General features: G+C 71.3%; 15 protein-coding genes and 1 riboswitch. Of the genes, 8 read left to right on the forward strand and 7 right to left on the reverse strand.

Features of this window, described 5'->3' with window-relative positions; translation table 11 throughout:
- Window positions 1-9 precede the first annotated feature (9 nt).
- The 3 genes from KY498_RS04825 to KY498_RS04835 form a co-directional block, all read right to left on the reverse strand.
- Complete coding sequence (locus KY498_RS04825) at window positions 10-1,071, reverse strand: ABC transporter permease (protein WP_060960148.1); 1,062 nt, start codon at window positions 1,069-1,071, stop codon at window positions 10-12.
- Window positions 1,071-2,576 (reverse strand): ABC transporter permease, encoded by a 1,506-nt coding sequence (locus KY498_RS04830; protein WP_191008404.1) that lies wholly within the window; start codon window positions 2,574-2,576, stop codon window positions 1,071-1,073. Before KY498_RS04830 ends, KY498_RS04825 begins: the two co-directional genes overlap by 1 nt.
- A gap of 157 nt (window positions 2,577-2,733) precedes the next feature.
- Window positions 2,734-4,521: an ABC transporter family substrate-binding protein gene (locus KY498_RS04835; RefSeq protein WP_060960146.1), complete on the reverse strand. Its 1,788-nt coding sequence runs from the start codon at window positions 4,519-4,521 to the stop codon at window positions 2,734-2,736.
- Window positions 4,522-4,676: 155 nt separating this feature from the next.
- Between KY498_RS04835 and KY498_RS04840 the strand changes: the two genes are divergently transcribed.
- Entirely contained in the window at window positions 4,677-5,465 is a 789-nt protein-coding gene (locus KY498_RS04840; protein WP_060960145.1) for a CPBP family intramembrane glutamic endopeptidase, read from the forward strand.
- A 135-nt stretch (window positions 5,466-5,600) separates the two neighbouring features.
- Here the strand turns inward: KY498_RS04840 and gcvP are convergent, their stop codons facing one another.
- The 4 genes from gcvP to KY498_RS04860 form a co-directional block, all read right to left on the reverse strand.
- Window positions 5,601-8,411 (reverse strand): aminomethyl-transferring glycine dehydrogenase, encoded by a 2,811-nt coding sequence (gcvP, locus tag KY498_RS04845; protein ID WP_231735136.1) that lies wholly within the window; start codon window positions 8,409-8,411, stop codon window positions 5,601-5,603.
- Window positions 8,412-8,467: 56 nt separating this feature from the next.
- The gene (gcvH, locus tag KY498_RS04850) at window positions 8,468-8,851 is read right to left on the reverse strand and encodes a glycine cleavage system protein GcvH (RefSeq protein ID WP_060960143.1); all 384 of its coding nucleotides are present in this window, start codon (window positions 8,849-8,851) and stop codon (window positions 8,468-8,470) included.
- Window positions 8,848-10,026, reverse strand: a complete 1,179-nt coding sequence (locus tag KY498_RS04855) for a glycine cleavage system aminomethyltransferase GcvT (protein ID WP_191008402.1) — start codon at window positions 10,024-10,026, stop codon at window positions 8,848-8,850. The genes gcvH and KY498_RS04855 overlap by 4 nt, the downstream gene beginning before the upstream one ends.
- A gap of 157 nt (window positions 10,027-10,183) precedes the next feature.
- A riboswitch (glycine riboswitch) is annotated at window positions 10,184-10,290 on the reverse strand.
- Window positions 10,291-10,342: 52 nt separating this feature from the next.
- Window positions 10,343-11,527, reverse strand: coding sequence for a MarP family serine protease (locus KY498_RS04860; protein WP_101306055.1), 1,185 nt, complete (start codon window positions 11,525-11,527; stop codon window positions 10,343-10,345).
- Between the two features lie 142 nt (window positions 11,528-11,669).
- Here KY498_RS04860 and KY498_RS04865 point away from each other — a divergent pair, with 142 nt between their 5' ends.
- The 7 genes from KY498_RS04865 to KY498_RS04895 are packed head-to-tail and all read left to right on the forward strand — an operon-like array spanning window position 11,670 to window position 18,640.
- A complete protein-coding gene (locus KY498_RS04865; protein ID WP_060960198.1) occupies window positions 11,670-12,395 on the forward strand; it encodes an NUDIX domain-containing protein in 726 nt (241 codons plus the stop codon).
- Window positions 12,392-13,714 carry a quinolinate synthase NadA gene (gene nadA, locus KY498_RS04870; RefSeq protein WP_060960141.1) on the forward strand — a complete coding sequence of 441 codons (1,323 nt, stop codon included), beginning with the start codon at window positions 12,392-12,394 and terminating at the stop codon, window positions 13,712-13,714. Before KY498_RS04865 ends, nadA begins: the two co-directional genes overlap by 4 nt.
- Window positions 13,711-15,360 carry an L-aspartate oxidase gene (gene nadB / locus KY498_RS04875; protein WP_223848907.1) on the forward strand — a complete coding sequence of 550 codons (1,650 nt, stop codon included), beginning with the start codon at window positions 13,711-13,713 and terminating at the stop codon, window positions 15,358-15,360. The genes nadA and nadB overlap by 4 nt, the downstream gene beginning before the upstream one ends.
- On the forward strand, window positions 15,354-16,262 hold the full coding sequence (nadC, locus tag KY498_RS04880; protein ID WP_191008401.1) for a carboxylating nicotinate-nucleotide diphosphorylase: 909 nt from the start codon (window positions 15,354-15,356) through the stop codon (window positions 16,260-16,262). The genes nadB and nadC overlap by 7 nt, the downstream gene beginning before the upstream one ends.
- 13 nt (window positions 16,263-16,275) lie before the next feature.
- Window positions 16,276-17,442: a cysteine desulfurase family protein gene (locus tag KY498_RS04885; protein ID WP_061782249.1), complete on the forward strand. Its 1,167-nt coding sequence runs from the start codon at window positions 16,276-16,278 to the stop codon at window positions 17,440-17,442.
- Window positions 17,439-18,401: a glycosyltransferase family 2 protein gene (locus KY498_RS04890; RefSeq protein WP_101306051.1), complete on the forward strand. Its 963-nt coding sequence runs from the start codon at window positions 17,439-17,441 to the stop codon at window positions 18,399-18,401. Before KY498_RS04885 ends, KY498_RS04890 begins: the two co-directional genes overlap by 4 nt.
- Window positions 18,402-18,442: 41 nt before the next feature.
- Window positions 18,443-18,640 (forward strand): hypothetical protein, encoded by a 198-nt coding sequence (locus KY498_RS04895; RefSeq protein WP_060959141.1) that lies wholly within the window; start codon window positions 18,443-18,445, stop codon window positions 18,638-18,640.
- The last annotated feature ends 9 nt before the right edge of the window (window positions 18,641-18,649 follow it).

The following is an 18,649-nucleotide window of genomic DNA, read 5'->3' on the forward strand; positions in this document are numbered from 1 at the left end:
GCATCCGGCTTACTCCGGATCCTGCAGGGTCGGCGTTCCGGTCCGGGGGTTCTGCGCACCGGCATCCATCAGCGACGTCGGCGGCGCGACATCCGGCTCGACGCCGTTCGCACGGTCCTTCGTGCGACGGCGGGAGAACCGGCGGCTGCGCGGGTCGAACGCCTCGCGCAGCGCGTCGCCGAAGATGTTCGCCGACAGCGCCAGCACGACGATGAACAGGGCGGGCCACCAGAACAGCCACGGACGCACGGTGAACGCCGACTGGTTCACGCCGATGAGCAGACCCAGCGACACATCAGGAGAGCGGATGCCGTAGCCCAGCAGCGAGATCGCCGCCTCGAGCAGGATCGCGCCGGCCGCCAGGAGCGAGCCCGAGACGATGATGACGCCGGTCGCGTTGGGCAGGATGTGGCGGAAGATGATCCGGGCGTCGGAGGCGCCGGCCACGCGCGCGGCCTCCACGAACTCGCGCTCGCGCAGCGAGAGGAACTCGCCGCGCACCAGACGGGCGATGACCATCCAGCTGAAGAAGCCGAGCATGATGCCGAGCACCCACACGCCGACGGCGCCGGCCCAGTTTCCGACGACCGCCGCGATGACGATGGCCGGGATCACGATGAACACGTCCGTCAAGCGCATGAGGACGGCATCCACCCACCCGCGGAAGTAGCCGGCGATGGCGCCGACGGTCACACCCACCACGAGCGCGATGCCCGTGATGAGCACCATGGCGACGAACGAGTTCTGGATGCCGCGCATCGTCATCGCGAAGTAGTCGCGACCGATGCGGTCCTGGCCGAAGGGGTGGTCGCCGAGCGAGAACGGGATCAGCGTCAGCGTCGGCTCGCCGCCGTTCACGCTGTTCGACAGGTCGTACCAGTTGTACTTCCACCAGCCCGGGATGGGGCCCACGCCGACGGCGCTCGTCGCGAACGCGACGACGGCCAGCAGCACGATGGCGGCGATGAGGCCGACCTTCTGGGAGAGGAAGCGACGCCAGATGATGCGGCTCTGGCTGACCGAGCGCGTCTCCTCGACGTCACCGGGGGCTTCGGAGATGGTGCTGGACATCAGCGGACCCTCACTCTCGGGTCGAGTGCCGCATACGCGAGATCGGCAAGGAAGTTGAACAGGATGGCCATGAAGGCGATGACGATGAAGTAGCCCATCACGGGGTACAGGTCACCCGGCCCCAGGGATCTCTGGAACAGGGCGCCCATGCCGGGGATCGCGAAGATGAACTCGGTGATGATCGCACCACCCAACAAGCCGCCGAGGTCCGTCGCGACCAGCGTCGTGATGGGGATGAGCACGTTGCGGAACGCGTGACGGACGACGACGACGCGCTCGGGCATGCCCTTGGCGCGGGCGGTGCGCACGTAGTCCTGGCTGAGCACCTCGATCATGCCCGCGCGCGCGTAGCGCGTGTAGCCGGCGAACGAGATCGTGAGCAGCGACACCGTGGGAAGCAACAGGTGGAAGAAGACGTCGAGACCGACGCGCCACATGTTGTCCGGGGCGTAGCCGGGGGTGGACGAGCCGACGGTCGCGATCGGGCGACCGTTCATGTCGTCCATGTACCCGGGGAAGGACTGCATGAAGCGGTCGATCAGGATGATGACGCTGACCAGGATCGCGACGAGCACTCCGATGCGCATGTTCTGCGCGCGGTCATCGCCGCCGACGAAGAAGCCGGTGGCGAGTCCGACCGCGAGGGCGATCACGAACAGGATGACGAGCGTCCAGAAGGTCGACACGTCGAACAGGCCCTGGAGCGCGAAGTAGCAGACGATGCCGACGACGGCGACGATGCCGGCGGTCAGCAGCGCGCGGCGCTGGCGCAGCCCCGCGATGAGGAGGGTCACGCCGAGCGCGGCTCCCGCGCTCAGCACGATCACGCCGATGGGTCCGAACCCGGGGGTGAGGAACCAGCCGGTGGCGCTCATGTACAGCAGCAGGCCCGCGGTGAGCACGAAGCTCGTGCCCCCGGAGGTCAGCCTCCGGCGGGCGTCCCCGCCCACCACGGCTTGGACGATGAGGGCGACCACGAGTCCGATGACGATCGAGACCACGATGGGGATCACCGGATCCTGCAGGAAGTCGTTGAAGCCGATCGCGACGAAGTTCTTCAGCAGCGCGGCCGCGAGGAACGACGGCAGCGAGTACAGGAACAGGCTCAGCACCGTGAAGGACACGTCGAAGCCGCTGTTCTCGCGAAGGGCGGAGAGGATGCCGGTGGAGATACCGAACAGGATGGCCAGCAGCAGCGCCGCTGTGACCATCTGAACCGTGGAGACCATGGCGATCGGCAGGACGTCCGTCACGGGCGCGCCCTGGAACGTGGTGCCGAGGTCGCAGGCGTTGGCGAACGGGATGAGGCACTTGGCGGCTCCCCCGACCCACATCGCCCACCGCAGCGGCGGCGCCACATCGAGGTTGGCGAGCTGGATGCGCGCCTCGATGAGCTGCTGCTTGTTGGGGTTGTTCGACGCGCGCAGATCCTCGAGCGGATCCGTGGACAACGCGACGAGGTTGAACATCACGAAGGATGCCGCAAGAAGGATGAGGATCGACACACCGACCCTACGGAGAATGAAACCGACCAAAGGTCACTCACTTCGACGTGCGACGGGACGGCGGCATCGGGTTGCGATCGCCCGTCCCATCGGTTGACAGACAGGGGCCAGGGTGGCGCCTTCGGGATCTACCGTAGACGCCACCCTGGCGTGGGTACTACTTGGTGTTGGTGCTCTTCTTGACGGACCACTCCCAGTTGTTCCAGATCGGACCGGTCTGGTTGCCCATGTACTTCACGCCGTCCAGCTTGCTGGAGACGCCGTAGATGCCGGGTGCCTGGAAGAGGGGCAGGCCGTAGCCCTCGGTGAAGGCGGTCTTGTCGATCGCCAGCATGAGGTCGGTCAGCTTGTCCTTGTCGACGGTGGTCTGCGTGGCCACGGCGTCGTCGTTGGCCGCGGTGAAGCGGTTGTAGTTACCGCCGCCGTCCGAGGCGAACAGCTGCGGGATCTGCGCCGTGCCGATGCCGGCCGAGATCCAGCCGAACAGCGACGCGTCGTAGTTGCCGCCGGCGAGGAGCGTCGACCACTTGGGGTCTCCGCCGTCGACGACCTGGAAGCCGGCCTTCGCCGCCGAGGACTGGATCGCCTGGAACTCGTCCACGCGGTTCGGGTTCTTGGTGTTGTAGAGGATCTTCACGGTCGGCGTCTTGCCGGCGAGGAGCTCCTTGGCCTTGGCGATGTTCTCGTCGAGCTTCGACGGGTCGTACTTGTCCGAACCGTTCTGCTTGACCGTGGTCGCGTACTCCGACTGGCTCGGCAGCCACAGCTGCGAGTCGAGGACCTTGGCGTCGGGGTTGACCGGCGTCACGATCGCGTCGAGGATCTGCTGGCGCGGGATCGTGAGCAGGAACGCCTCACGGACCGTCGCGTCGCTGAAGACCTCGGAGCCGAAGTTCAGGTCGAGGTGGTCGTAGGAGACCTGGTCACCGGTGATGACCTGGGCGCCGGAGACGGCCTCGAGCGACTTCTTGGTGTCGGCGGACGCCTGCGGGTAGACGAGGTCGACCTCGCCGTTCTGCAGGGCGGTCACCTGGGCGGCAGCGTCACCGATGATGCGCATGACGAGCTTGTCGATCTTCGGGGCGAGGTTGCCCGTGTAGTTCGGGTTGTGCTCGAACGTGAGCGACTGGCCGGGCGTCCACGCCGACAGGACCCACGGGCCCGACGTGACGAGGAGGTCCTTGTCGGTCGGGAACGACGTGATGTCGTAGCCGGTGTTGACGAAGTCGGCAGCCTTCTTCAGCGTGTCGTTGACGGCGACGGGAGCAGCCGGGTCGCCCTTGGGCAGGCCCTCGAGCAGCTTGGTCAGGTCGGCGGCCGTCGACAGGCCCGCCTTCTTCGCCACGACGTGCGCGGGCTGGGCGATCGGGTTGAAGATGTCCCAGTCCACGTAGGGCTCGGAGTACTTCAGGGTGATCGACGTGTTGTCGTCGCCGACCTCGGGGAAGTCGGTCGAGTTGATGCCCGCGGTCGAGCCGGCGATCTGGAAGTACTGCGTGCCGCCGGTGACGTTGCCGTCCGCGTCGGTGGTCGCGTCGTCGTAGTGGCCCGAGGCGATCGCCCAGGCGAGGACCATGTCGTCGGCGGTGATGGGCTCACCGTCGGACCACTTGAGGTCCTTCTTCAGCGTGTACTTGACGGTCAGCGGGTCGTCCGAGGTCTTCTCGTACGTGCCGAACGACTCGTCCTTGACGACGTTGAAGCTGTTGTCCGGGTAGAAGAACCCGCCCGTGGTCAGGTAGACGTACTGGCCGTTGGTGTCCAGGTTGCCCTGCGGCGTGTTGCTGTTCAGCGACGTCAGGTCGTTCACGATGGCCATCGTGACGGTGCCACCGGTCGGCGCAGCGTCGGTGGCGTTGCCACCACCGCTGGCCGTGCAGCCCGTCAGGGCGAGGGCGCCGGCCGCGGTGACCGCGGCAAGTGCTCCCCAGCGTGACTTCTTCAATTTTCCTCCTGGGTAAGGGATGGATGCGCAGGCGGGTGAAACACCCACGGCGCGGATACCGAAACCATAAGTTCTGATCAGCGTTGATCAAAACCGTTAGGGAAAACGTTACAGACCCTTAACTCAGTTCCGGGCACATCTGGCAATCTGACAAGATGAGCGATTCTCTCACCGGCGAACTGCCAAGAACGAGGAGGCTGCACACCCGACTCTGGTGGGAGATCGGAATCGTGCTCGCCCTGTCGGTCGGACGCTCCGCCGTCTTCTCGGTGCTCTCCCTCGTGCAGGCGCTGACGAGGGAGCAGGCGCTGGGCGACCAGTCGACCTCGCTCAACCCGGGCGCCAACGCGGCGCAGTTCTGGGACGTGCTGAACCAGCTCGTCAGCCAGCTCTTCGCGTTCGCTCCGATCGCCCTCGCGATCTACCTGCTGTGGGAGCCGGGAGTCTCGGCGTTCCGCCGCATCGGGCTGGACTTCCGCATGTTCGGCAAGGACCTCGGCGCGGGCGCGCTGCTGGTCGCCGTCATCGGCATTCCGGGGCTCGGGCTCTACGTCGCCGGCCGGGCGCTCGGCATCACCGTCCAGGTGGATGCCGCGCCGCTGGACGCGTCGTGGTGGACGATCCCCCTGCTGCTGCTCGCGGCGGTCCGTGCGGGGCTGACGGAGGAGGTCATCTTCATCGGCTATCTGTTCGACCGCCTGCGACGCCTGGGGTGGGGCACGTGGACCATCATCCTGTCGACGGCCGCGCTGCGCGGCGCGTACCACGCCTACCAGGGGTGGGGTCCGATCGCGGGCAACGTCGCGATGGGCATCGTGTTCGGCTGGGTCTACCACCGCTGGGGGCGGGTCATGCCGCTCGTCATCGCCCACACCCTCATCGACGTGATCGCGTTCGTGGGGTACCCGCTCGCCGCCGCCTGGTGGCCCGGCATCTTCTCCTGATCCGCCGCCCGCGCCCCGCGCGCGACGCCACACCCGCGCCGAGACATCACCTCCGCGCCGAGACACACGATGTGCAGTGGTTTCTCGGCGCGAGAGGCGTGTCTCACACGGCGGGCAGCGCGGGCCGGGCGGGCGTCAGGCGAAAGCCTCCGGCGGCGGGCAGGCGCAGACCAGGTTGCGGTCGCCGTACGCGTTGTCGATCCGTCGCACGGGCGGCCAGTACTTGGTGCGCACGAGGCTGTGCACGGGGTACACGGCGAGCTCGCGGGTGTACGGATGCGTCCACTCCCCCACGGCGATCGACTCCGCGGTGTGCGGCGCGTTCGCGAGCGGGTTGTCGTCGGCGGGCCAGGTGCCGGATGCCACGGCATCCGCCTCGGCCCGGATCGCGATCATGGCCTCGATGAAGCGCTCGATCTCGCCCAGGTCCTCGGACTCGGTCGGCTCGACCATCAGCGTGCCCGCGACCGGGAACGACATCGTCGGCGCATGGAAGCCGTAGTCGATCAGCCGCTTGGCGACGTCGTCGACGCTCACGCCGGTCGCCTCCTTGAGGGGCCGCAGGTCGAGGATGCACTCGTGCGCAACGAGGCCGCCCTCACCCGCGTACAGCACCGGGTAGTGATCGCGCAGACGCACGGCGATGTAGTTGGCGGCCAGCACGGCGGCCCCCGTCGCCTCCCGCAGCCCGTCGGCTCCCATCATCCGGATGTACGCCCACGAGATCGGCAGGATGGATGCCGAGCCGTACGGCGCCGCCGAGATCGGTCCGCCGTCGAAGACGAAGCCGCCCGCGTGCTCAGCGCGCTGCGCCAGCGGGTGCGACGGCAGGAACGGCGCGAGGTGCGCCTTCGCCGCGACCGGTCCGACGCCGGGCCCGCCGCCGCCGTGCGGGATCGCGAACGTCTTGTGCAGGTTCAGATGCGACACGTCGCCGCCGAGGTCGCCGAAGCGGGCGAAGCCGACGAGCGCGTTCATGTTGGCGCCGTCGACGTACACCTGTCCCCCGGCCTCGTGCACCGCGGCGGTGATGTCCACGACGTCCTGCTCGTAGACGCCGTGGGTCGACGGGTAGGTGATCATGAGTGCCGCCAGGGCGTCGGCGTGCGTCGCGATCTTCGCGCGGAGGTCGGCGAGGTCGACGTTGCCGGCCTCGTCGCAGGCGACCACGACGACCCGCATCCCGGCGAGCACGGCGGATGCCGCGTTGGTGCCGTGGGCCGACGACGGGATGAGACAGACGTCGCGCTGCACGTCGCCCCGGGAGTGGTGGTAGCCGCGGATCGCCAGCAGGCCCGCCAGCTCCCCCTGCGAACCGGCGTTCGGCTGCAGGGAGACCGCGTCGTACCCGGTGATCTCAGCCAGCCACGACTCGAGCTGCTCGATGAGCACGAGGTAGCCCGCGACGTCGTCCGCCGGGGCGAACGGGTGCACGCGTGCGAACTCGGGCCACGACACCGCCGCCATCTCGGTGGCGGCGTTGAGCTTCATCGTGCACGAGCCCAGCGGGATCATCCCGCGATCGAGCGCGTAGTCGCGGTCGGCGAGCTGCTTGAGGTAGCGCATCATCGCCGTCTCGGAGTGATGCGCCTGGAACACGGGGTGCGTCAGGAACTCGTCGACCCGCCACAGCGACGACGGCACCGACGCGGGCAGCGGCCCGCTGACGAATCCGAACGCGCGCTGCTCGGGTCCGCCGAAGACCTGCACGAGGGCGTGGACGTCCGCGGGCGTCGTGGTCTCGTCGACCGAGATACCGACCGAGTCGGTGTCGCGGAACCACAGCTGGAAGCCGCGCTCGCGCGCCGCGTCGACGACGGCGCCCGCGCGCCCGGGGACCTTCACGACCACGGTGTCGAAGAAGCTCTCGTGGAGCACCTCGTTTCCCGCGTCGACGAGCCAGTCGCGAAGCAGCGCCGCGGTCGCGGCGACCTCGGCGGCGATGCGGCGCAGTCCGTCGGGGCCGTGGTACACGGCGTACATCGAGGCCATCACGGCCAGGAGAACCTGCGCGGTGCAGATGTTCGAGGTCGCCTTCTCGCGGCGGATGTGCTGCTCACGGGTCTGCAGCGACAGCCGGTAGGCGGGGCGGCCCGCGGCATCCACCGAGACGCCCACGAGGCGTCCGGGAAGCTGCCGCTCGAGGCCGGAACGGACCGCCATGTAGCCCGCGTGCGGGCCACCGAAGCCCATCGGCACGCCGAAGCGCTGCGTGGTGCCGACCGCGATGTCCGCGCCGAGCGAGCCCGGCGACCGCAGCAGGGTGAGCGCGAGCAGGTCGGCCGCGACGACGACGAGACCGCCCTGCGCCTGCACCGCCGCGATGACGTCGCTGGGATCCCAGATGCGTCCCGTCGCCCCGGGGTACTGGACGAACGCCCCGAACACGTCGAGATCGGCGGGCAGGAGGCTCTCCCCGTAGGAGGTCTCCCGCACCTCGATGCCGAGCGCGGCCGCGCGGTGCGCGAGCAGCGCCTTGGTCTGCGGGAGCGCGTCGGCGTCGACCAGGAAGACGGTGCTCTTCGACCTCGACGCGCGGCGGGCGACCAGCATGCCCTCCACGACGGCGGTCGACTCGTCCAGCATCGACGCATTGGCGGTCGCCAGGCCCGTCAGATCGGTGACCATCGTCTGGAAGTTGATCAGGGCTTCGAGGCGGCCCTGCGAGATCTCCGGCTGGTAGGGCGTGTACGCGGTGTACCAGGACGGGTTCTCGAAGACGTTGCGCGCGATCACCGACGGGGTCAGCGTGTCGTAGTAGCCCAGCCCGATCATCGACCTCGCCGGCCGGTTCTGCGACGCGAGCTCGCGCAGCTCCGCGAGCGCCTGCGCCTCGGTCGCCGCCGGGGGGATGGCGCTGTCGGCGACGGGGGCGGCGTGGATGGATGCCGGGACGGCGCGGTCCACGAGCGCGCCGACGCTGTCGTAGCCGAGCGCGCTGAGCATCTCGGCCTGGGCGGCGGCGTCGGTGCCGATGTGCCGGTCGCGGAAGGGCGCCGTGTTCACTCCTCGCCGCCCGTGAGCGCGACGTAGGCGGCCCGGTCCAGGAGCGCGTCGACATCGCTCGGGTCGACCTGGATCTTCACGAGCCACCCGCCGTCGAAGGCGCCGCTGTTCACGAGGGAGGGGTCGTCGACGACGGCGTCGTTGATCGCGACGACCTCGCCGGACAGCGGTGCGTAGAGCTCGCCGACCGACTTGGTCGACTCGATCTCGCCGCAGACCGTGTTCGCGGTGACGGTGGAGCCGACCGCGGGGAGGTCGACGTAGACGACGTCGCCGAGCTTGTCGGCCGCGTAGTCGGTGATGCCGACGGTGGCGACGTCGCCGTCGAGGGCGACCCACTCGTGTTCTTCGGTGTACTTGAGGGCGGTCAGGTCGGTCATGCGGTCCTCCGGTAGAAAGGCAGGGCGGTCACTGTCGCGGGGATGAGCGTTCCCCGCACGTCGATGAAGAGCGAGGTGCCGGCTTCGGCGAGCGCCGGCGGGACGAAGGCCATGGCGACGGGGTGCCCGAGCGTCGGGCTGAGCGCCCCGCTGGTGATCTCGCCGACGGGGGTGCCCGCGGCATCCACCACGGCGTAGCCGGCGCGGCCGGCGCGACGTCCCTCGGCCACGAGACCGACCAGCACGGGCAGATCGTCGGATGCCGCGGCGAGCGCGTCCTTGCCGACGAACTCGTCCTTGTCGCCGGCGACGACGCGGCCGAGCCCCGCCTGGGCCGGCAGGATCGCCGTCGACAGTTCGTGTCCGTGCAGCGGCATGCCGGCTTCGAGCCGGAGGGTGTCGCGCGCGGCGAGGCCGGCAGGGACGAGGCCGAGCGGCTCCCCCGCCTCGAGCAGGGCGTCCCACAGCGCCGGAGCGAGGGCGTTCGGCACCATCAGCTCGAAGCCGTCCTCCCCGGTGTACCCGGTGCGCGCGATGAACAGGTTCTCGTCCTGGAACCGCCCCGCGGACCAGGCGTAGTAGCCGAGGTCGGCGAGCGCCGGCTGCACGTCCGTGACGCCGGCGGTCGCTTCCACGATCTCGCGGGCGCGCGGGCCCTGCACGGCGATCAGCGAGGTCTGGTCGGAGATGTCCTCGATGCGCGCGCGCTCGGTGCCGACGACGAACCCGACGGCGCCGTCTGCGGGAACCTCCCTGCCGGACCGCATGATCTCCGCCGCGCGGTCGACCCGCGCCGAGAACGCGTCGGCGACGAGGGCGCGGTTGCCGGCGTTGGAGATCACCAGGAAGTACTCGTCGCCGGTGCGGTAGACGATGACGTCGTCGATCACGCCGCCCTGATCGTCGAGCAGCAGCGAGTACTTGGCCTTCCCGACCTTCATCGTGGAGATGCGGCCGGCGAGCGCGTAGTCGAGGAAGGCGGCCGCGCCCGAGCCGGTCACGAGGAACTCCGCCATGTGCGAGATGTCGAACAGGCCCGCGGCCGTGCGGACGGCGTGATGCTCGGCCAGGTCGGAGGTGTAGCGCACCGGCATGTCCCACCCGCCGAAGTCGGTGAAGGAGGCTCCGAGCGCGGCGTGGCGATCGGCGAGTGCGGTGGTGCGGAGGTCTGGCATGAGTTCTCCCCGAGATCGGGCGGGCGGATGCCGGGACCGGCAGCCGGGAACTCCCCCTCTGTCATGGGCCTGAGAGTTTCACCGGCTCCGTCTGCACGGGTGCCGGCTTTCACCGTCGGCGGATCCCCCCACAGCGGGGATCGCTTTCCAGAGCGGCCGGACGCGAGCGGTACGCGGACCTGAGAGATTGGCGGGGAGGCTTGCTCCTTCGGTGTCCGGGCCCCGTCGAGAACGTGGATGCCGGAGCTCTCCCGCACACGTCATGCGGCCTGTCTTCAGTTGCCCTGTCAGCATAGCGCCCACGCCGGGTGTGCGTTCAGCCGGTGCAGCGGCCGGATCCGACCGTGGGCGACGCGGAGGTCACGGAGGCGAGGTCGGGGCGCAGCACCGAGGTCGTCATCGCGTATCCGCGCCCTTCGCCGTCCGCGCCGCGCGCGAAGACCACGCCCACGACTTCGCCGTCGCCGGTCAGCAGCGGTCCACCGGAGTTGCCGGGCTGCACGTCGGCGTCGAGGGCGTAGATCTCGCGGGGCGCCGCGGAGGCGTCGTAGATGTCGGGCACGGGGACGGAGGCGACCGACAGCACACCGGCGGAGATGCTCGTGAACGGTCCGCCGTGCGGGTAGCCCTGCACGGCGGCCTGCGTTCCGGGCGCGGCCGGGTCGGCGAGGGGAAGCGGCGTGGCGGCGAGGTCTCCGATCGAGATGACCGCGAGGTCGTCCACGGCATCGAACAGGACGATGCGCCCTTCCGTGGCGCGCCCGCCGGGCAGCTCGACGACGGGGGTGTCGACTCCCGCGACGACGTGCGCGTTGGTCACGACGAGTCCCGGCGCGGCGACGAACCCCGAGCCCGTCATCGACACGCCGCAGGCGTACGCGGTGCCGCTGACGCGGGCGACCGATGCCGACGCGGCCTGCAGCTCGGGGTCGTCGAGGGTGATGGGCGGATCGGTCGGTGCCACCACCGCACCGATGGCCGCTTCGAGCCGCGGGAGGCCGTCCGACAGCAGCGCGCCGCGCGCCGTGGCCAGGGCTTCGTCCAGGGGCGCCGGGGTGAGGGCGTCGATCGCGCCGAGCACCCGCGACGAGGCGACGGCCGACGAGACGTACGGGATGCCGGCGGTCGCGAGCCCGGAGGAGACGAGCAGGAGTGCCAGCGCCGTCGCGACGGTCGTCAGCACGCCCCCGAGGAAGCGCTCGAGCCCGCGGAGCCGGCTGCGGTCGACGCCCCGGCGCACCGCCCTGCCGATCGCGGCGCCGGCCGCCGTGCCGATCACGACCAGGCCGATCGCGGCGGCGGCGAGCGCCGCGGTGCGGGCGCCGCCGGACGGGATCACGGTGGAGAGCCACGGCGTCGCGAGGGGAAGCAGCCAGAGGGCGGCGGCGGCGCCGACGATCATGCCGATGACGCTGCCCAGGCTCGCAAAGAACCCGCGGGCGATGCCCGCCGCGAACGCGATGAGCAGGGCCGCGGCGGCGATGATGTCGACGATGAGCACGGGGTGACCTCCGCCGACACCGTACCCGGCCGTCCTCGGTGCTTCCTGCACGATCGCCGCGGGCGCCCGATCTGATCCGGCGAGGTCGGTTTGACCTTCGTGTCGGGATGACTCTAAGATCGTGGCCGAGGTTATGGTCACCATGACAAGAACAGACTCCGCTGTCGACGGCATCCGTGTCGCCGTGTCGACGGTCATCTTCAGCCTGCGGCGCGATGCCGACGGGCGGCTGGCGGTCGTCCTCCCGCTCGTGCGGCGCACGCGGGATCCCCACGAGGGACGCTGGGCGCTGCCCGGCGGCTGGCTGGACAGCACGGAGGAGCTCGAGACGGCGGCCTCGCGCACGCTGGCCGAGACGACCGGCCTCGCGCCCAGCTACCTCGAGCAGCTCTACGCCTTCGGCGACATCGGCCGCTCCCCCGGCCGCGTCGTGTCCATCGTCTACTGGGCGCTGCTGCGCGAGGGCGCCCAGCTGCCCGCCGACGCCGAGAACGTCGCCTGGTTCGACGCCTCCCGACCGCCGGAGCTGGCCTTCGACCATCGCCACATCGTCGAATACGCGCTGTGGCGGCTGCGCAACAAGGTCGGCTACAGCCGCATCGCGCACGGGCTGCTGCCGGACCTGTTCACCCTGTCGGACCTGCGCGAGGTCTACGAGGCGATCCTCGAACGCGAGCTCGACCCCGCCAACTTCCGACGCCAGGTCGAGAACTCGGGGACGCTCATCCCCACGGAGCGCTTCCGCACGGGCAGCCACCGTCCGGCCCGCCTGTACCGCTACAACCACGACGTCGAGCTGGCCGATCGCGGCCCGCTGCCCACCGACACCCCCGCACCACCCGTCCTTCCCGAAGAGGTCACGATATGAGCGCCACCATCCTCACCCTCACGCCGCCGCCGGCCGACGCCGTCGACCCGAGCGTCGACCACGGCATCCAGGCCATCGTCGCCGGCGCTTCGACGGCCGAGACCTGCAACACGGAGCTCGCCGCGGGGCCGTGGGACTTCGACCGACGTCCCGGCTACGGTCCCGGCTCGTCGATGGGCGATGTGATCCCCGTGGGCTCGCCGCGTCAGGGAGAGCTGCCCGCCGAGTACCGCACCGCCGGCGAGGACGAGCTGCACGCCCGCATCCGCGCCGCGAAGCAGACGCTCGGCTCGCGCGTCGTGGTGCTCGGTCACTTCTACCAGCGCGAAGAGGTCGTCACCCACGCGGACTACGTGGGCGACTCCTTCCAGCTCGCCAACGCGGCGCTCGAGCACCCGGATGCCGAAGCGATCGTCTTCTGCGGCGTGCACTTCATGGCGGAGACCGCCGATCTGCTGTCGCGCCCGGAGCAGGCGGTCATCCTTCCGAACCTCGCGGCGGGATGCTCGATGGCCGACATGGCCTCCATCGACGAGGTCGAGGAGTGCTGGGAGCAGCTGGCGGACGTGTACGGAGACCTCGAGGCCCCGGACGCCGACGGTCGCGTGCCGGTGATCCCGGTCACGTACATGAACTCGTCGGCGGCGATCAAGGGCTTCGTCGGGCGCCACGGCGGCATCGTCTGCACCTCGTCGAACGCCCGCACCGTGCTGGAGTGGGCCTTCGCCCGCGGGCGCCGCGTCCTCTTCTTCCCCGACCAGCACCTCGGCCGCAACACCGCGAAGGCGATGGGCGTGCCGATCGCGCAGATGCCGATGTGGAACCCGCGCAAGCCGCTCGGCGGCTCCACCCCGGCCGAGCTCGCGGACGCGCGGGTGATCCTGTGGCACGGGTTCTGCTCCGTGCACCGCCGATTCACGGTCGACCAGATCGACAAGGCGCGCGCCGAGCACCCGGGGGTGCGGGTCATCGTCCACCCCGAGTGCCCGATGGCGGTGGTGGATGCCGCCGACGAGGCGGGGTCCACGGACTACATCCGCAAGGCGATCGCTGCGGCCACCGAGCCGACGACCTTCGCGATCGGCACCGAGATCAACCTCGTCCAGCGGCTCGCGGCGCAGTACCCCCAGCACCGCATCTTCTGCCTGGACCCGGTGGTCTGCCCGTGCTCGACGATGTACCGCATCCACCCCGGGTATCTCGCCTGGGTGCTGGAACGGCTCGTCGCCGGCGAGGTCGTCAACCGCATCACGGTGCCCGCCGACGTCGCCGATCCGGCGCGCGTCGCGCTCGAGCGGATGCTGGCGGCCAAGCCGTGACCGCGACCGACGCCGCCCCGCGGGTGCCGCCGGCGCGGCGGGACGCGCCGCACGTGGTCGTCGCGGGCTCCGGGATCGCCGGGCTCACCGCGGCCCTGCACGCCACGGCATCCGGATGCCGGGTCACGCTCGTGACGAAAGACGTGCTGGAGCACGCGAACACGCGGTACGCGCAGGGCGGGATCGCCGGCGTCATGTTCGACGACGACAGCGCGGCGGCGCACGAGCGCGACACGCTGGTGGCGGGGGCAGGCCTCAGCGACGCCGACGCGGTGCGCGTGCTCGTCGAGGAGGGGCCCGCCCGCATCCGCGAGCTCATCGCACGGGGCGTGGAGTTCGACCGGGGAGCCGACGGCACCCTCGTCAAGGGACTGGAAGCCGCCCACTCCTACCCCCGTGTGCTGCACGCGGGGGGCGATGCGACCGGCAGCGCGATCGAGAAGGCGCTCGTCGGGCGGCTTCGGGTCAGCGGCGTCGACGTCCTCGAGCACGCCTTCCTCGTCGACGTGCTCCTCGACGGCGACGGGCGCGCCCGCGGCGTGGACCTGCTCGTCGACGACGAGCGTCGCGTGTCGCTCGACGCCGACGCCGTCGTCCTCGCCACCGGCGGTGCCGGGCAGCTGTACGCGCACACGACCAACCCGCCGGTCGCCACCGGAGACGGCATCGCCGCCGCGGTGCGCGCCGGCGCCGTGGTCCGCGACCTGGAGTTCGTCCAGTTCCACCCGACCGTGCTCACCTCGCGGCCGGGAGAGGCGTTCCTCGTCTCCGAGGCCGTGCGGGGCGAGGGCGGCGTCCTGAGAGACGAACAGGGTCGCCGATTCATGCTCGACATCCATCCCGACGCCGAGCTCGCGCCGCGCGACGTGGTCGCGCGCGCCATCGCCGCCGTGATGGAGGAGCAGTCGGGTCGCCCCGTGCTGCTGGACGCGACGGGACTCGGACACGACGGCTCCGGCCCCGCACGCAAGCAGACGGCGGCCTTCCTCGCGCGCCGGTTCCCGACGATCGACGCGGCCGTCCGGGAGCGGGGGTTCGACTGGTCGCAGGAGCCGATCCCCGTCACTCCCGCCGCGCACTACCTGATGGGCGGCGTCGCCACCGACCTGGCCGGGCGGACCAGCGTCCCGAGGCTCTACGCGGTGGGCGAGGTCGCCCGCACCGGCGTCCACGGCGCGAACCGGCTCGCCTCCAACTCGCTGCTCGAAGGCGCGGTGTTCGGTGCGCGCGCCGGCGACGCCGTCGCCGCCGACTTCGCCTCCGGGTTCTGGCCGTCGCCCGCGCCGCTCGCGGCCGCCGACGACGACAGCGCCGCGGCGGTCCCGGCCGGCTCGACCGCCGGCATCCCGTCGCCCGCGCCCTTCACGCGACGCGCCCTCCAGCGGGTGATGTGGGAGGACGCCGGCCTCGTCCGCGACGCCGCGGGTCTGGATCGCGCGAGCCGGATGATCGCGGGCTGGCGCGCACAGCCGCGGACACCGCGCACCGAGGCCGAGTTCGAGGACGAGAACCTGCTCGTCGTCGCGGCCCAGGTGGTCGGCGCCGCGGCCGCGCGCACCGCATCCGTCGGCGCGCACACCCGGCGCGACGACACCGGGGCCTCGAACGACCGGGCGTCCCGAGAGCTGGAGGGCGCATCATGCTGACCCGGCGCCACATCGACCGCGTCGTCGCCGCCGCGCTCGACGAGGATGCACCGTGGGGCGACCTCACGAGTCGGTACCTGATCCCCGAGGATGCCGTCGCCACCGCCGACCTCGTCGCGCGCGAGCCCGGCGTCTTCAGTGGCGGCGAGGTCTTCGCCGCCGCGTTCGCGCTGACCGATCCTGCCGTCGCGGTGCGGCTCCACCGGCGCGACGGTGAGAGCTTCGCGGCCGGGGACGTGCTCGCCACCGTGGCCGGCCCGGCCCGCGCCGTGCTGACCGCGGAGCGCGTCGGACTCAATTTCGTGCAGCGGATGAGCGGCATCGCGACACTGACGGCGCGCTACGTCGCCGCGGTGGCGGGCACGCGGGCGCGGATCGCCGACACGCGCAAGACCACGCCGGGCCTACGCGCCCTTGAGCGCCACGCCGTGCGCAGCGGCGGGGGACGCAACCACCGCTACTCGCTGTCGGACGCGGTCATGGCCAAGGACAACCACCTCGCAGTCCTCACCGCGGGCGGCGCCGACGTGACCGCGGCGCTGCGCACGGCACTCGCGGAGCTGCCTCACACGGCGCACATCGAGGTGGAGGTCGACCGACTCGACCAGATCGAGCCCGTCCTCGCGGCGAGCACCGCGGCGGCGCGGATCGGCACGATCATGCTCGACAACTTCTCCCTCGACGACCTCCGCGCCGGCGTCGCGCAGGTCGCGGGCCGCGCCACCGTGGAAGCCTCGGGAGGCGTCAGCCTGGAGACCGTCGCGGCCATCGCGGCCACCGGCGTCGACGTGATCTCGGTCGGCGCGCTCACCCACTCGGCGCGGGCGCTCGATCTCGGTCTCGACGCCCGCATCGCGCGCGGCGACGGGGACGTAGCCCCCGCGTCGACGCCGGCGGGCTGACGGGAGATCGGGCGTGCTGTACCTGGACCATGCCGCGACGACGCCGGTGCGCCCGGACGTGCTCGACGCCATGCTGCCCTACCTCCGCGGGGCGTACGGGAACCCCTCCAGCCACCACACCGTCGGAGAGGCCGCGGCCGCCGCGCTGGCCGACGCCCGACGCCGTGTCGCCGCGGTCGTCGGGATGAGACCGGCGGACATCGTCTTCACCTCGGGGGGCACCGAGGCCGACAACCTCGCCGTCAAGGGCATCGCCATCGGCACCGCACTGCGGCGCGGAGAGGCCGTGCACGTGGTCACGACGCCCATCGAGCACGAGGCCGTGCTCGCCTCGTGCGATTACCTCGAGCGCGTCCACGGCGTCGCGGTGACCCGCGTGCCGGTCGACGAGACGGGCCGCGTCGACCCCGCGCACGTCGCCGCCGCGCTCCGACCGGAGTCGGCTCTCGTGTCGGTCGGCTACGCCAACAACGAGATCGGCACGGTGCAGGACGTCGCCGGGCTCGCCGAGGTCACGGCGGCGGCGGGAGTGCCCCTGCACCTCGACGCCGTGCAGGCGGCCGGGTGGCTGCCGCTGGCCGGCACGGGTGCCGACGCCCTGTCGATCGCGGGCCACAAGATCGGTGCCCCCGCCGGCATCGGCGTCCTCGCGGTGCGGGGGCGGCTGCCGCTGGAGCCGGTCCTGCACGGCGGCGGCCAGGAACGCGATCGCCGCAGCGGCACCGAGAACCTCGCCGGCGCCGTCGCGATGGCCACCGCGCTCGAGCTCGCCGAAGCCGAGCGCGTGGAGGCGTCCGCGCGGGTGAGCGCCCTGCGCGACCGCTTCATCGCGACGGTGCTCGGGCTCGTCTCGACCGCGCGCCTGACCGGGCATCCGCGGTATCGCCTTCCGGGCACGGCGAGCTTCACGTTCACGGGCACCAGCGGCGAGGCGGTCCTGCTGGAGCTCGAGCGCCGCGGGATCGTGTCCTCGAGCGGGTCGGCGTGCGCCGCGGGCAGCGACGAGCCGTCCCACGTGCTGCTGGCGCTGGGCATCGACCCGGAGGTGGCGCAGACAGCGGTGCGCATCACCTTCGCTCACGACCTGGGCCGCACCGACCCGGTGCAGGCCGCCGCCGAGCTGGACCTCGTCGCGGACGCCGTCGCCTCTTCGGTGGCGGCGGTACGATCGGGGCCGTGAGCACTCCGGTCGTCACCGTCATCGTCCCGGGCCGGGACGTCGCCGCCTTCGCCGAGGAGGCCCTGGCATCGCTGCGCGCGCAGACGCTCACGAACTGGTGCGCGGTCCTCGTCGACGACGGCTCCGTGGACGCCACCGGCGCGGTCTTCGCTGCCGCGGCCGCCGCCGACCCGCGCTTCCGCGTGATCACCCATCGCGTCGCGCGCGGGCTTTCGGCCGCCCGCAACGCCGGTCTCGACAGCGTCGAGACCCCGTTCGTCGCCTTCCTCGACGCCGACGACGTTCTGACCCCGACCGCGCTGCAACGGTTCGTGGAGACCCTCACCCGCACCGGCAGCGATGTCGTCGTCGGGGCCTACGTGCGGCTGCGCGCCGACGCCGAGGGACGCTACTCCCCCGGTCCCGTGCAGCCGTGGGTGCGGGCGGCGACCGAGCCGGAACGGCTCGGCACGACACTGGACGAGCACCCCGAGCTGTCGGGCAACATCGTGGCCTGGTCCAAGCTGAGCCGGGTGGAGCTCTGGCGCCGGAGCGGACTGCGCTTCCCCGAGGGCAAGCTCTACGAGGATCAGATCGTCACGCAGCGGCTCTACACCGCGGCGCGTGCGGTCGACGTCATCCCCGACGTCGTCGTCCACTGGCGAGAACGCGCCGACGGCACGTCGATCACGCAGAACAAGGACCTGCTGCCCGTGCTGGTCGACTACCTCGAGGCGCTCCGCGGCGGCATCGCCGTGCTGGATGCCGCGGGCCAGCGCGCCGCCTCCCGTGCCCGTGTGCGCCTCATCCTCGACATGGACGTCCCCCCGCTGGTGCGCATCGCGCAGACGAGCCCCGAGGACGCGTATCGACGCGCGCTCGGGGAGTTCGTGCGCGGCCTGCTCGACCGTGCCCGCGCCGACGGCATCGCCCTCGATCCCGCGACGGCCGACCTGCGCAGCGCGGCCGAGCTCTGGTGAGCTCCGACGCCCGGTACCGGCGCGACGGCTATCCTGAGCCCATGAACGGTTCCGACACCCCCGCCTCCGACCAGCCCACCGGGCCCGACCTCGCGGAGATCCGCGCCGAGATCGACGAGCTCGCCGCGCTGTCGACGGAGGAGCTGGTCAATCCGACGCCCGAGCTCATCGCGGAGAACGAGCCCACCCCGCACCCGACGGACGCCATCGGTTCCGAGGACTGGAACACGCCGGCCTGATCCGCCGCC

Source organism: Microbacterium sp. PAMC21962 (assembly GCF_019443465.1).
GTDB lineage: Bacteria > Actinomycetota > Actinomycetes > Actinomycetales > Microbacteriaceae > Microbacterium > Microbacterium hominis.